This is a genomic window from Bacillus sp. LL01 (assembly GCF_001037965.1).
The window spans coordinates 26,076-38,008 of sequence record NZ_LFEL01000003.1; the positions used below are offsets into that span (position 1 = coordinate 26,076).

The following is an 11,933-nucleotide window of genomic DNA, read 5'->3' on the forward strand; positions in this document are numbered from 1 at the left end:
GGAGTGAGCAGTGTGTCCATAGAAGTATCACATGCAAATCTGATGGTGACATTCAAGAGTGGGTTTACCCTTTCACCCGAACTGAGTGCCGAAGAGGCGTTGAACGCTGTGCTGAAAGCTGTGAAACATGGAGAAGCGAAAGAGGTCACCATTGCAGTCGAATACCAGGATGGTGAATCTGACAGCTTACTGGATGTTGAGGAAGAGGAAGAGGAATAACGGATGAGGAATGTGGAAAATCAAAAGCAGCCAAGTAATCTGGGCTGCTTTTAATCATTATTAAGTGAAAGGATTAATTTTTTATATCTTTCCAGTTTAACTTGGGTATTTTTACCTTAATGGACTGGAACAAAAAGTGTAATCTCATTTTCCAGGTATGGTTTTCTAAGCACTTCTTTTGACCTGCCAGCGCTATTCTCTTTGCTTCATCCGGATTTTCAATGTAGTAATCCAACTTCTTCATCAGATCACCCTTATCCTTGTAGCCGACAATCTCTTTGTCATACTCGAAAAAGTTCTCCATTTCCGCGAAGTATTCTGTCATGATCAATCGACCGGTCGCGGCCGCCTCGAAGATACCAACCTTGACATTTGTGTAGCCGGCCCCGGTTGTCGGGAAATTGACGATGATAGGGGTGGAGAACATGCACTCTTTGTCATCCACCATCACTTCAAGCTGACCACGATCATGTTCTTTTGCTGTTGTGATCACTGCTTTTTCCGGATAGGATATACCCTTCTCCATAAAAACTAGGCGCAAATGAAGTTTGACACCTGCCTTTGTTTTTCGGAATTTTGCCCACCTATGGTGGGTCAAGTTAAGCGGCAGTGTACTGGAGTCCACAATCTTGAGTGGCATAACAAGTTTAGTGTAATGGGTTTTTGCATGGATTTTAGCCACCAGGTCAAGAAACAGCCTTTGAAACATATCTGGATTTAGGCTATTTAATCGTCGAGACAATTGAGAAATGCTTATCGTATCGAGATCAATTGCTTTTTGGAGTTGATCATCGAACAAGGCATCGCTCAATGCATTAAGGCTATCCACTTCTTGCAGTTGTGCATAAAGAAGTAATTTTAAGAATTTCTCTGTCGTCAGATTTTTTGTATAGTGATCTAATTTTAATGTTTTCACCTGATCTTCCATTAATGTAAGATTTATTGATGAAAACCATTGCCCAAATGAAGTTTTTCGTGTAATCTTGTCCATGAGTTGGTCCTTTTTTAGTGGATTTGGACGGGTTACCACCTGACTTATCCATTATAAAGGACTTTTTGTTTGCATAAATTTAAAAAAGTGAACATTTTGAGTATTTTTAATAGTTGAATTTAATTAGTGCAACACTAGTGTTATGAATATATGAATTTATTTTCGTAAAAACAAAAAAACTAAACAAGAGTACAAACCATTTTCATACCATTGAATAGTGTGATAGTAGACTAGAAGAAGGGAGTTGCATGAATGATGAAAGTGTTGCGGGTTATGGGGCAGAAGAAACTTGTTTCAGAAAGCTTGCTAGAAAAAAGAAAAGAAAAGAAGAATAAGGTTTCAAAGAAAAAAACTTGGCAGTGTTACTTTTAATATGATTTATAAATAGGTAGCTGTGCGTAGTTGCACAGCTATTTTTTTAAAAAATGCCTCGAACTATGAAAAGAAGGACGAGGCATTCTGACTATAGGTTTGTTATCCAAGTATAGAATGGTTATCCACCATTTGCAGGTGTAGCGGGTTGGATGGAGCGAATATTTCCACAACAAATATATCTCACATCCGTTAGGGAAATTACAAGGGTTACAATACCAGTCCTTTCATCAAAACAAGCTAACAATCCGGCGGGTAATGCAGTTCCATTGACTGTTACGATAACAGTTCGTCCCAAAAAAGGTCTTAATCCCTTACCGCAAAAACAGGCAGGATCAACATAATGACTCATATAATTCACCTCCTTTAAATCTAGTAGGCTATTAGCGGGATATAGGATTGTGAAATGAATAATTTAAGCGGAATTAAATAAGAACCCATGTTAAAGGTGATTAACATGGGTAGGGAATATTTTGTGCTTATATTAGGCCCCGGCTATAACTGGTTGAATATAATCAATCTTTCTGCAGCAGATGTAGTAAACTGTGGTTGCATCTAATACTAGTGTAACCAATCCAGTTTTTTCATCAAAGCAAGTCAGTAAACCTGGTCCCAATGCATCACCTTCAACAAAAACAGTTACCTGTTGACCAAGAAACTGTCTGATTCCTTTACCGCAGAAACAGTCCAATTCGTGTTTCTCTTCCTTCTTGTGCTCTTCTTTCTTGTGCTCTTCTTTCTTACCACAACAACCTTTTTGCTCATAATAAAAACTCATTATTTTTTGCCTCCCTCTGGATTTTAAGTTCTTTAGGAATTTTTACTTCCTACATTAATGTATTCTAGTTAGTCTATTATGAGAGGGCGTTTACCTTAGTACAAGTGCCTTTTTTTCTATAAATCTAGTAATTTGGCCTATGGGATTTGAAGTTTTATTTTATTGAGGGAAGTAAGCGGAGTTGGATTAGTTTCGAAATATGTAAAAGCTTCCATGCTGACATTGCCTGAGTAAGATTGTTTATTGATTGAAATTTCAAAAGTTTTGAATGTTAACCGGTTTTCTTTAGGTGAATGGACCGGTTGTACCCAGTACTTTCCTTCTTTGATGATTCTTTTACGCCAATCATTAACAGCATAGATCCATTCAATATCCTCACGATTTTTTCCAGGACCTTGCAGCAACATTGGATCGGATACCTTTCCAGATAATGTTATCACGCCGCCCACAGGCTTTACTTTAAAACAAACAACAAAATTCTCCAATGGGACTTCCTCGGAATTCATAATTGTGAAATCTCCATAAATACTAACCGTATCTTCCCCTTCAGTTGGCAGGATAATCGAATAGTTAAAATAGCTATAGAAATCTATTTTCTCTTCTTTTTTTTGCTCTACAGCAATCTCAGATATATGGACCAAGGATTCCTGGATATTCCTTTCTTCCTCCAACTCCACCTCGAGTTCCAGCACTTTCTTCCGCAACTGGTGTATTTCCTCTACATATCTAGCAATCTTGTCACTATTCAATTCCCGTATTTTTGCCTGCAGATATTTATTCCTTATAATCTCCTTGTCCACCAATCTTTCCAATTCTCGAATCTTTTCCTTATACTTAGCTACCTCTGCCCGGTAGTAGATGACCTGCTGCTTAGTTAGAAATAATTCTCCTTGCTGATCCACGGTACAACACTCCTTTTTGCTTTTTATTCCATCCTATGTTTCGGACAAATTATAATATGAACACAATAAAAACAGCCAAAAAGCACCGGATAACCCTCCGATCCTTTTGGCTGTTCTAGAAAGTGATTATTTTGTATATGGTACTTATCTTGGGCGTTTATGTGCAGGGAAGATTTCTGGGCATTGGTCTGGAAATTGTTTTGGTGGGCACAGAAGGCCTTCGATAATTTCCTCACGTGGACGGCAGATTCTTGCTTCCACTTCTAGTTTTACGTCTGCTTCCATTTGAAGGTCTAAGCAAAGTGCAAGTGTTACATCTAGTTGTTGGAAGTCGTCTGTTGCGATTAGGTTGGAATCACACTCAAAGAATGTTACATGGCAATCTAGCTCTGTGCCGTCTGGAGCACAAAGTAAGAAAGTTTGAACGGTTGCAAATGGTAGTGCAGCAGAGCAACATCTTACTCGGCCTTTTTCGTCTACAAGCTGCACTGTTACAAACCCTTTGATAAGAACTTTAACGCGTTGTAATTCAATCTCTGTGCCATCTGGAAGTTCTACATCTACAGTCGGACGTCCACCTGGTTGCTCAATTTCCTTGCAGATAAACCCTTTATGATGGCGGTGGTGGTGTGCTGCCATTATATCAATTTTACGACCGTGCTCATCAGATAGGTAACATTCTACTGCTAAAGGACCGATTTTTGGATCTTTTTCACATAGAATATCAGCAATGTTTGCGTCATCATCGTGCTCCCAATCGCAAGCAAAAACCCCTCTTAAATCTGAGTTACATATACTTTTAGGGGAAACCTGCACTTGACGAGTTACCCAGTCGTAAACTTTTCGAGCCTTTATACAGACTCTTTCAGTTTCTTTATGACTCACTAAAAACTCCTCCTATTCATTTAATACCCATTTGGGTTACGGGACTAATGTATAGTATGAATTTGGTGGGTAAGTGTGCTGAGACAAAAACCCAAATTTAATTTTTGCATCAGATTGTCATATTTCCCGCTTGTAAAGAATTACTTGTAAAAAGGGAAAGTTTTATGGAGGGATAAGCATGAAGAACTTCAATAATGACGATAAAGTGATTTTGCAGCAGAAAATAATCCACCTGGGGGCAGAAGTGAGACGCCTTACTGCAGATGTGGAGAAACTGAACAGCAAAACTTATCTGAAACATATAGAAAAGGAAAGAACAGAATATGAACGGAAAATAGAGGATCTCACAAATGAACTGGCTGAATTAAAAAGTCAGGGAGAGGAAAAGGCCAATCACCTCCAACAGGAAATAGTGGATTACCAAAAAGAGATATCAAAGCAAAGGGAACTGCATGTGAGCAGGACTGCCACACTTCAAGATGAGGTATTTGAACTAAAAAAAGACCTCTCCAAACAAAGGGAGGAACACCAAAACAAACTTGTTACGATTAGCAATGAGGTAAGCGGCTTGAAGCAACAATGTGAAAAGGAAAGAACGGCTCACCTGAAAGCGATTGAAGTGAACGAAGCACTTTCGGCAGAACTGGTCAAGGCGAAAAGAGAACTTGCAAAACAGAGCACCATCAACATGGATCTGGAAAAAGAGTATGAAATGGTTAAGGAAACGGTAAAAAGTCTCCTCATGAAGATAGAAAGTTCGAACCAGGAGAAGATGGGCTATCAACAAGTGGCCGACATTAATGAAAAACTAGAAGAGGAGAATATGGCATATAGGAATGAAATTGCGCAACGGGAAGAGGAAAATAAGGCGTACCAGAAAGAGGTTACGGAGCTGGAAAAGGAAAATAAAGCGTACCGGAAAGAGGTCGCGGATCTGAAAGAGGAACTGAAAAATCTGCAGGGTGAGAATTCCCTTTTTGTTGATGATATAAAGAAACTCAATAAATGTGTAAGTGAATTGGAGAAACAGGGGAATCAACTGATCCATGAGTCGACGGTCGTCTCCAATCTGATACCCCAAAAGCCTGTTGCATCACCAGAGCCCGATAAGAGGATGCAGTCTTGGTTCTATAATAATTTGAAAAAAAACACATAAACCTATACGAGTGGTGATATATGCGGAAAACCTTTTTGTCAAAAATCGCATAAGATAGTACTATATTATACTACCAACAAATTGGAGGTTGCATATGAACTATTATCATTACTCAGGTCAGAATAAACCTACAACTGGTCAAGTGAATGTCATTTCTTCTAAAAAGAAGTCAAAAACAAAAAAGAAATCCTCCGGTTGTGGCTGTGGAAAAAAGACAAAAGTAATTCAACAAGATTAAGCGCATAAAAGACTAATTCCCCCTTTCATACATATTATCAATATGAAAGGGGGAATTTTTCTTGCTTGAAAGCTGGTTTTGGTTTCTTCTGCTTGGACTTGCCAGTTTCCGTTTGACTCGACTGATTGTGCTGGATAAAATAGCAGGATTTTTACGGAAGCCTTTTATGGAAGAAATTGAGGAGAAGAATGATAAAGGAGAAATAGAGGAATATATCGTCATCAAAGGTAAAGGACTCAGGCGCTGGATCGGGGAGTTACTTAGCTGCTATTGGTGTACGGGTGTCTGGGTTACAACCGGATTGTTTTTTTTGATGACGTTCTACCCGATTGTCGGGCAGCCGGTACTGATTATTTTCGCGGCAGCCGGTTTGGCTGGAATTCTGGAAAGTATTGTGGCAAGAATAATCGATTGAATGTGGCTCTCCTGGTGGAGGGCTGTTTTATTTTTGGCTGTCATCTAAATGAATGTTGTTATTGGCGTTGAAGTTTGACCGTTCCTTTCCGCAGCGGGCACTCGCTTTCCGCGGGGAGGGCCGGTAGCTTCCTCGGCAAGCCTGCGGGGTCTCCCGTTTCCCTCAACCTCCCTCCGGAGTCGAGTGCCCTCCGCTCCAATCCATTTAGATGGTCCTAATTTACTAAATGTAGTGGACTCAAGGAAAAAATACATAATTTCCTAACAGGATAAGAATATTAATTGATAGAGCATTTTTGAAAATGAGGTGAAAAAATGAAAGCATTCGCTTGTTGCATAGTATTGCTCATTTCTATTTCCGTTGTAGCGGCGTGTGGGAACGGAGAAGTCAAAGAACGGGTAGAAGATACGGTCATGAGGACCTCCAATGAACAGAAAGAAAAATCGGATAAGGAAGAACGTGCTGAAAAAATTGCAACAGACTTTAAAGAGGTGAAAGGTGCCATCGCCTATGATACCGAAGATGAACTTGTCGTCGCCTTCCATGTGGCTCAGTATCAGAAGTTTTTTACCGAAAAGATTGAAAAGAAAGTGAAAAAGGCTCTGGAAGAGGAATTTCCGGATGAAAATGTGGTTGTTTCCCATGACCTGAAGATCCGTCTTGAAATCGAAAGGCTGAGACGGGATGTAGAGCAAAAAGACATATCGGAAAAAGAGCTAGATAAGCGTATTGAGAAAATGAAAACATTGAGGGAAGAAAAGGCATAGGAGGTGTTCGTAGATGAGCGGGAAAGACAAGCAGCTTACCCCAGAGCAGAAAGCCTATCAGCAATTTGAACAGACCATGGAATTGAAGCGGCCAGTGTGGAAGAACTGCGTCATCGCCTTTCTGGTTGGGGGAGTCTTTTGTATCGTTGGACAGGCTATTCAGCTGATGTACATATATTTTTTCAATTTTACTGAAGTGACCGCGGGGAACCCAACCGTTGCTACGATGATTTTCATTGCGATGCTATTGACGGGATTCGGGGTGTATGACCGGATTGCACAGTTTGCTGGAGCTGGTAGTGCTGTACCTGTAACGGGGTTCGGGAACGCCGTCATTTCTGCATGTATCGAGCATAAAACGGAAGGCTTTGTCCTTGGGGTGGGCTCCAACATGTTCAAGCTCGCAGGTTCGGTCATATTGTTTGGCGTATTCTCAGCCTTTGTGGTCGCATTGATTAAAACCATCGTCGTTTCGTTAGGAGGATTCTGATGCTGCAGGGAAAACAATCATGGATTTTTGCCAATAAGCCTGTCATCACGTCAAGTGCTGCCATCGGAGGCCCTTTTGAAGCAAATGGATTGCTGGCCAATGACTTTGACATGCTACATAAGGATCTCTGGCTAGAACAGGACAGTTATGAAAAGGCACATCGGGTGCTGCTTGAGGAGGCGTGCGAGACGGCAGTGAAAAAGGCGGCGCTGGAGCTATCCAATGTCCAGTTTTTACTCGCAGGTGACCTAATCAACCAGATGACGCCATCTAATTTCGCTGCGGAATTACTAGGCATCCCATATCTCGGTGTGTTTGGTGCATGCTCGACATCGATGGAGGGACTTGCACTAGCTAGCTTCCTTGTCAACTATGGCGGAGCGAAGTATTGTTTGACCGGTGCCTCAAGCCACAATGCTGCAGTAGAGAAGCAGTTCCGTTATCCGACGGAATATGGAGGGCAGAAACCTCCCACAGCTCAATGGACTGTTACAGGGGCTGGTGTGGGGCTTGTGAGTAATGTTGGAGTCGGTCCGCATGTGACATCTGCGACCATCGGAAAGGTGATCAACATGGGACTAAAGGATCCCTTCAATATGGGAGGTGCGATGGCACCAGCTGCTGTGGATACAATCGAAGCACATTTCAAGGATACAGGCAGAGATCCTTCTTACTACGATCTGATTGTCACAGGTGACCTCGGGGAAATTGGCAGGAAGGTATCTCTTGAGTTATTGAAGGAAAAAGGGTTGCAAATGGAAGATTCAAAGTATCAGGACTGCGGATTAATGATCTATGACAAAAGCCAGCCTGTGCTGGCCGGGGGAAGTGGAGCGGGCTGTTCTGCGGTTGTGTTGTATGGGCATTTATTGAATGAAATGAAAAAGGGGACGTATAAGCGCATTCTGCTTGTTGCGACTGGAGCGTTGCTTTCGCCCGTTTCCTTTCAGCAGAAAGAATCTATCCCTTGTATTGCGCATGCGGTATCCATTGAGATGGGAGGTGTCAGCTAATGTTGTTATCCTTCTTTTGGGCCTTTGTGGTTGGAGGGTTAATCTGTTTAATTGGTCAGATCATGTTTGATGTATTCAAACTCACTCCTGCCCACACATTGAGTGCGTTGGTGGTAGGGGGTGCGGTGTTGGATGGATTAGGATTGTATGAGCCGTTGATTGCTTTCGCTGGAGCAGGTGCGACAGTTCCAATCACAAGCTTCGGAAACGCACTTGTTCATGGAGCGTTGGAAGAGGCACAAAAACATGGGCTAGTCGGTGTGTTGACAGGAATGTTTGAAGTGACAAGCTCTGGTATCTCGGCAGCAATCGTGTTCGGTTTCATTGGAGCGTTGATATTCAAACCGAAAGGATAGGTGGTGTGGAAGATGGATGAGAAACTGATGCTGACCTACAACCGTGCAAGCCTGAAAATGATCCGCAACAACCTGCACGTCTATGCCATGGAAGCAGAGGAGCCAAACGCTCAAAACGCCTACCATGAATCCATGATGAAAATCGACGACATCCTCCAAAACATCGACCAACGTCTCAAGAAAATGTGAGAGAGGGAGGGGCAAGTACTTTAATACTCTAAAGGGGAGCGGGTCAGACCCTCGGCACTTCTCTGAAGTGCTAAAGCGCGCTTCTCCCCCTACAAAGGAGGATTTTGTTTTGCCTCAGTGGATTGAAATTGCTGTTCGGTCTTTTTCTATTATTATTGGGTTGTTTATTATTACGAAGCTTTTGGGAAAGAAGCAGCTGTCAAAGCTGTCTTTTTTTGAGTATATTGTGGGAATTACGGTAGGGGATATCGCGGGAACTCTATCGATGGATAAGGATTTGGATTTGAAGAATGGTGTGACGAGTATTCTAATCTGGTCCCTCTTCCCACTGGTTACCTCTCAGGTATCCCTTAGGAACAAGCGTTTTAGGGATTTTATCGAAGGGAATGCGACCGTTTTTGTGAGAGATGGGAAGATACTTGAGCAGAACCTTCGAAGAGAAAAATACACGATTGACGAGTTTCTGGAGCAACTGCGTAAAAAGGATATTTTCTCGATAGACGATATTGAGTTTGCAACGCTCGAATCCAACGGAGATCTAAGTGTTCTTGTGAAGAAGGCAAAGCAGCCGGCCACTTATGGTGACTTGCATCCAGTTGTTCCACATTTGAGAGAGCCTCAGACAGTCATCATGGACGGGGACATCCTGGACGAACCGCTGGCACAAATTGGCCTGAACCGTGCGTGGTTACAGGCTGAACTGGAAAAGCGGAATATCCTGATAGAGAATGTATTCCTCGCCCAAGTTGATTCATTAGGGGATTTGACCTTCGACTTATACAATGATCATATTAGGTCGGCTCCTAAAAAAGACAAGGTGCTAACCCTTGTAACCCTTGATAAATGTTCATCCGACTTGGAGTTTTTGAGTGTAATAGTTCATTCTATAGAAAACAAAAATTTTTATGAAGATACAGCCAAAAGCCTCGAAGAAATAAGCGGTAAGCTCCGCCCATTGTTAAAAAGGTAAGCTTCCTTCAGGTCGCCTAACTCATATACTGTTTTGAGGTGAGTAGGGAATGAGCGAATTTGATTTTGGTGAAGAGCACTTGAAGTTTCTTTTTGAACGGTGGAAGGTGCATGAAGGACTTGCGGAAACTGATAAGCTGGCTAAGGCCGATATCACCAGTATGGATGATGCTTTTAAACAGATGCAACTGTTGGAATCGCAGATGAATAGGGATATCGGAAATCTGGAACGTTGGATGGAAGGGGAAGCCAGTTCGGTACCGTGGAAAAAAATAAAGATGCTTAAGAATTGCGAAGGGTGATATATAATCCTTCGTCTTTTTTATTCCTAGTTGGATGACGACAAACGGCCTGCATCCAATAGTTAGCCACCGGTTACATCTCTAATAAGGAAATAAGTCATCTACCCAAAAAAAATTACCGAAACTGCGCATTGCACCCAAAAACGCCCATACCGTTTTTCAAAAGATACATATAGTAATAGGGAAACTTCATCAAGGAGGTGCGAGATTATGGGTTACTATGGAGGCTATCCTTATGGCGTAGGTGGCGCCGGTTATGGCTACGGTTGTGGCGGCAACCAAGGCGGCACATTCGTGTTAATCGTTGTTCTATTCATTCTTTTAATTATCGTGGGTGCATCTAAATTTTATTAATAAATAGTGTAAATAAGGAAAGTGCGGGAGCAGTCCCCGTGCTTTTCTGCTTTACCTATTGATGGAAAGGTTCCGGGACGAAAATTATTAAAGTCACACCGATAGGCTCTCTCACATACAATGTGATATATCCGAGAGGAGGATGTTTGGTGGATAATAATATTTTTAAGGGCATTGAAAAGAAAACTGGGGTAAGCATGAAGGACGTATTCGAGCTTGCCAATTCCATGCAGAATGCAAATTTCAAAGACGAGCAGACAGTCCGCAATCTGGTTTCTCGTGTGGCGATGATGGCGAACAAAAAGGTGCCGCAGGAATTGGAAGATAAGATTGTTAATACATTGATTAATGGAAATAAGCCTGTGGATATGGGAACTATTTCGAAAATGTTGAATGAGAAGAAGAAGTGAAAAAAACATCTGCCGTCCACTTTGTAGTGGGAGGGGCAGATGTTTTTTATTTTTGGGTTAGTTAGAACCCCGCTGATGATTTACACGTAAGGCTTCGCTTTCCGCGGGGCGGTGCGGGAGCCTCCTCGGCAAGCCTGCGGTCTCCCGACTACCGTTACCTCCCCCTGGAGTCTACGCCTTTCGCTCCAATCATCAGCTATGTGACTTCGCTAAAGTATGTAATAGATCACGTCAATGGAAACCAACGCTGCTTGATGTTTTAAAATTAGGTTCCTCAATCTGGATTTATTCAAATCCTCCGCACCACTTTTTAAAATCAACTTGAAACCAACCTTCTATTTTATCGTCCCCAAATCCTGAAGGACAACATTTCGGTTGCCTTCTTTTTCGATAGATGCGGCTGCTTCGTGGGCGAGGGTAAGGTATTTTGCTTTTGCTTCAGTATCTCCCGTCAGGCTGTAGGCACGAGCAAGGGCTTCGTATGCACATGCGAGATCAAAGTCCTTGATATCATTTTGCTGCACGATTCTGAGGTTTCTTCTTGCATGTTCAAGGCATGGCTCCGGTCGATTAAGTACGGCATAGACTCTGGAAACCTGCCATTCTCCGCGGGAGAAATTGACCGGCTCACCGATTTCGCCCCAGTGGAAGCGGGAGGCATGTGCTTTATGTATCATCTGGAAATCCTCTTCCGAAGTGCGATCTTTTTTCTCCATCAGGTCCCATACTTCATTGAATAGGTTTATTGCTGTTGTCCTGTGGAATCCATATTGCAAATCATTAGCTTCATGTGTAACATTCGCCATCTTGAAACCCCTTTTCCAATAAATTAATTATATTCTAAATAGTAACATTTTATAAATTGGAAAGGGAGGATAAGTTGTACAATGGGGCTTTTTTCCGTTTCATCAGCTCAGCTTCCAGCAGTTTAATAAAGTATTGGTCCAGGTTTTCTTCAATCGCATTATCGTATGCAAACTGGAGGGATTCATCGGACAATTGTGTGATGGAACAGTTAGTATGAGGAGCCAATGTTCTCATAAAAATGTCCCCCTTTCTACTCATATAAGAGGTACATACCCAGATAGGGGGGCATGAAACGTACTTTTACACTATTCGAAAAATAT

20 protein-coding genes and 1 pseudogene are annotated in these 11,933 nt (G+C 42.0%); 13 read left to right on the forward strand and 8 right to left on the reverse strand.

All coding sequences use genetic code 11. The annotated features are described in order from the left end of the window. The first annotated feature begins 12 nt into the window (after positions 1 to 12). Positions 13 to 219 carry a hypothetical protein gene (locus AB685_RS09655; RefSeq protein ID WP_047970409.1) on the forward strand — a complete coding sequence of 69 codons (207 nt, stop codon included), beginning with the start codon at positions 13 to 15 and terminating at the stop codon, positions 217 to 219. Between the two features lie 73 nt (positions 220 to 292). On the opposite strand, the gene AB685_RS32080 is transcribed toward AB685_RS09655, so the two are convergent. The 6 genes and pseudogenes from AB685_RS32080 to AB685_RS09680 form a co-directional block, all read right to left on the reverse strand. Beyond that, the gene (locus AB685_RS32080) at positions 293 to 667 is read right to left on the reverse strand and encodes a glycosyltransferase (RefSeq protein WP_347230868.1); all 375 of its coding nucleotides are present in this window, start codon (positions 665 to 667) and stop codon (positions 293 to 295) included. After that, positions 641 to 1,210, reverse strand: a pseudogene (locus tag AB685_RS09660) (DUF4372 domain-containing protein); the annotation flags it as partial. The gene AB685_RS32080 and the pseudogene AB685_RS09660, both read right to left, overlap by 27 nt. A gap of 493 nt (positions 1,211 to 1,703) precedes the next feature. Continuing rightward, positions 1,704 to 1,934 (reverse strand): hypothetical protein, encoded by a 231-nt coding sequence (locus tag AB685_RS09665; protein WP_047970410.1) that lies wholly within the window; start codon positions 1,932 to 1,934, stop codon positions 1,704 to 1,706. Between the two features lie 132 nt (positions 1,935 to 2,066). After that, the gene (locus AB685_RS09670; protein WP_047970411.1) at positions 2,067 to 2,360 is read right to left on the reverse strand and encodes a hypothetical protein; all 294 of its coding nucleotides are present in this window, start codon (positions 2,358 to 2,360) and stop codon (positions 2,067 to 2,069) included. Between the two features lie 137 nt (positions 2,361 to 2,497). Further along, on the reverse strand, positions 2,498 to 3,262 hold the full coding sequence (locus tag AB685_RS09675; RefSeq protein ID WP_047970412.1) for a hypothetical protein: 765 nt from the start codon (positions 3,260 to 3,262) through the stop codon (positions 2,498 to 2,500). Positions 3,263 to 3,406: 144 nt separating this feature from the next. Beyond that, positions 3,407 to 4,147, reverse strand: a complete 741-nt coding sequence (locus tag AB685_RS09680) for a hypothetical protein (RefSeq protein ID WP_047970413.1) — start codon at positions 4,145 to 4,147, stop codon at positions 3,407 to 3,409. A gap of 178 nt (positions 4,148 to 4,325) precedes the next feature. Between AB685_RS09680 and AB685_RS31270 the strand changes: the two genes are divergently transcribed. From AB685_RS31270 to AB685_RS09725, 12 genes are all read left to right on the forward strand, one after another. Next, positions 4,326 to 5,303: a hypothetical protein gene (locus tag AB685_RS31270; RefSeq protein WP_047970414.1), complete on the forward strand. Its 978-nt coding sequence runs from the start codon at positions 4,326 to 4,328 to the stop codon at positions 5,301 to 5,303. A gap of 94 nt (positions 5,304 to 5,397) precedes the next feature. Beyond that, the gene (locus tag AB685_RS31275; protein WP_157860713.1) at positions 5,398 to 5,541 is read left to right on the forward strand and encodes a hypothetical protein; all 144 of its coding nucleotides are present in this window, start codon (positions 5,398 to 5,400) and stop codon (positions 5,539 to 5,541) included. A 61-nt stretch (positions 5,542 to 5,602) separates the two neighbouring features. Further along, positions 5,603 to 5,956, forward strand: a complete 354-nt coding sequence (locus AB685_RS09690) for a DUF1360 domain-containing protein (RefSeq protein WP_047970415.1) — start codon at positions 5,603 to 5,605, stop codon at positions 5,954 to 5,956. 314 nt (positions 5,957 to 6,270) lie between these two features. Continuing rightward, on the forward strand, positions 6,271 to 6,723 hold the full coding sequence (locus tag AB685_RS09695) for a YhcN/YlaJ family sporulation lipoprotein (protein ID WP_047970416.1): 453 nt from the start codon (positions 6,271 to 6,273) through the stop codon (positions 6,721 to 6,723). Between the two features lie 13 nt (positions 6,724 to 6,736). Next, positions 6,737 to 7,213, forward strand: a complete 477-nt coding sequence (gene spoVAC, locus AB685_RS09700; RefSeq protein ID WP_047970417.1) for a stage V sporulation protein AC — start codon at positions 6,737 to 6,739, stop codon at positions 7,211 to 7,213. Beyond that, positions 7,213 to 8,226, forward strand: coding sequence for a stage V sporulation protein AD (spoVAD, locus tag AB685_RS09705; protein ID WP_047970418.1), 1,014 nt, complete (start codon positions 7,213 to 7,215; stop codon positions 8,224 to 8,226). The genes spoVAC and spoVAD overlap by 1 nt, the downstream gene beginning before the upstream one ends. Beyond that, positions 8,226 to 8,582, forward strand: coding sequence for a stage V sporulation protein AE (gene spoVAE / locus AB685_RS09710; RefSeq protein WP_047970419.1), 357 nt, complete (start codon positions 8,226 to 8,228; stop codon positions 8,580 to 8,582). Before spoVAD ends, spoVAE begins: the two co-directional genes overlap by 1 nt. Before the next feature lie 12 nt (positions 8,583 to 8,594). Continuing rightward, positions 8,595 to 8,771: a DUF1657 domain-containing protein gene (locus tag AB685_RS30265; protein WP_082153581.1), complete on the forward strand. Its 177-nt coding sequence runs from the start codon at positions 8,595 to 8,597 to the stop codon at positions 8,769 to 8,771. A 109-nt stretch (positions 8,772 to 8,880) separates the two neighbouring features. Continuing rightward, on the forward strand, positions 8,881 to 9,741 hold the full coding sequence (locus AB685_RS09715; RefSeq protein WP_047970420.1) for a DUF421 domain-containing protein: 861 nt from the start codon (positions 8,881 to 8,883) through the stop codon (positions 9,739 to 9,741). A 49-nt stretch (positions 9,742 to 9,790) separates the two neighbouring features. Next, a complete protein-coding gene (locus tag AB685_RS09720) occupies positions 9,791 to 10,042 on the forward strand; it encodes a hypothetical protein (protein WP_047970421.1) in 252 nt (83 codons plus the stop codon). A 210-nt stretch (positions 10,043 to 10,252) separates the two neighbouring features. Continuing rightward, a complete protein-coding gene (locus AB685_RS30270; RefSeq protein WP_082153582.1) occupies positions 10,253 to 10,396 on the forward strand; it encodes a YjcZ family sporulation protein in 144 nt (47 codons plus the stop codon). Positions 10,397 to 10,545: 149 nt separating this feature from the next. Further along, on the forward strand, positions 10,546 to 10,806 hold the full coding sequence (locus AB685_RS09725) for a stage VI sporulation protein F (protein WP_047970422.1): 261 nt from the start codon (positions 10,546 to 10,548) through the stop codon (positions 10,804 to 10,806). A gap of 335 nt (positions 10,807 to 11,141) precedes the next feature. Here the strand turns inward: AB685_RS09725 and AB685_RS09730 are convergent, their stop codons facing one another. Continuing rightward, entirely contained in the window at positions 11,142 to 11,612 is a 471-nt protein-coding gene (locus tag AB685_RS09730) for a hypothetical protein (protein ID WP_047970423.1), read from the reverse strand. Positions 11,613 to 11,661: 49 nt separating this feature from the next. Then, positions 11,662 to 11,847 (reverse strand): sporulation histidine kinase inhibitor Sda, encoded by a 186-nt coding sequence (gene sda / locus AB685_RS09735; protein WP_047970424.1) that lies wholly within the window; start codon positions 11,845 to 11,847, stop codon positions 11,662 to 11,664. Positions 11,848 to 11,933 lie beyond the last annotated feature (86 nt).

What these genes read in the sequence shown, in the direction of transcription:
- AB685_RS32080 (WP_347230868.1), bottom strand. Translation starts at nt 667, where the DNA reads ATGGTGGATGACAAAGAGTGCATGTTCTCCACCCCTATCATCGTCAAT.
- AB685_RS09665 (WP_047970410.1), bottom strand. Translation starts at nt 1,934, where the DNA reads ATGAGTCATTATGTTGATCCTGCCTGTTTTTGCGGTAAGGGATTAAGA.
- AB685_RS09670 (WP_047970411.1), bottom strand. Translation starts at nt 2,360, where the DNA reads ATGAGTTTTTATTATGAGCAAAAAGGTTGTTGTGGTAAGAAAGAAGAG.
- AB685_RS31270 (WP_047970414.1), top strand. Translation starts at nt 4,326, where the DNA reads ATGAAGAACTTCAATAATGACGATAAAGTGATTTTGCAGCAGAAAATA.
- AB685_RS31275 (WP_157860713.1), top strand. Translation starts at nt 5,398, where the DNA reads ATGAACTATTATCATTACTCAGGTCAGAATAAACCTACAACTGGTCAA.
- AB685_RS09695 (WP_047970416.1), top strand. Translation starts at nt 6,271, where the DNA reads ATGAAAGCATTCGCTTGTTGCATAGTATTGCTCATTTCTATTTCCGTT.
- spoVAC (WP_047970417.1), top strand. Translation starts at nt 6,737, where the DNA reads ATGAGCGGGAAAGACAAGCAGCTTACCCCAGAGCAGAAAGCCTATCAG.
- spoVAD (WP_047970418.1), top strand. Translation starts at nt 7,213, where the DNA reads ATGCTGCAGGGAAAACAATCATGGATTTTTGCCAATAAGCCTGTCATC.
- spoVAE (WP_047970419.1), top strand. Translation starts at nt 8,226, where the DNA reads ATGTTGTTATCCTTCTTTTGGGCCTTTGTGGTTGGAGGGTTAATCTGT.
- AB685_RS30265 (WP_082153581.1), top strand. Translation starts at nt 8,595, where the DNA reads ATGGATGAGAAACTGATGCTGACCTACAACCGTGCAAGCCTGAAAATG.
- AB685_RS09720 (WP_047970421.1), top strand. Translation starts at nt 9,791, where the DNA reads ATGAGCGAATTTGATTTTGGTGAAGAGCACTTGAAGTTTCTTTTTGAA.
- AB685_RS30270 (WP_082153582.1), top strand. Translation starts at nt 10,253, where the DNA reads ATGGGTTACTATGGAGGCTATCCTTATGGCGTAGGTGGCGCCGGTTAT.
- AB685_RS09730 (WP_047970423.1), bottom strand. Translation starts at nt 11,612, where the DNA reads ATGGCGAATGTTACACATGAAGCTAATGATTTGCAATATGGATTCCAC.
- sda (WP_047970424.1), bottom strand. Translation starts at nt 11,847, where the DNA reads ATGAGAACATTGGCTCCTCATACTAACTGTTCCATCACACAATTGTCC.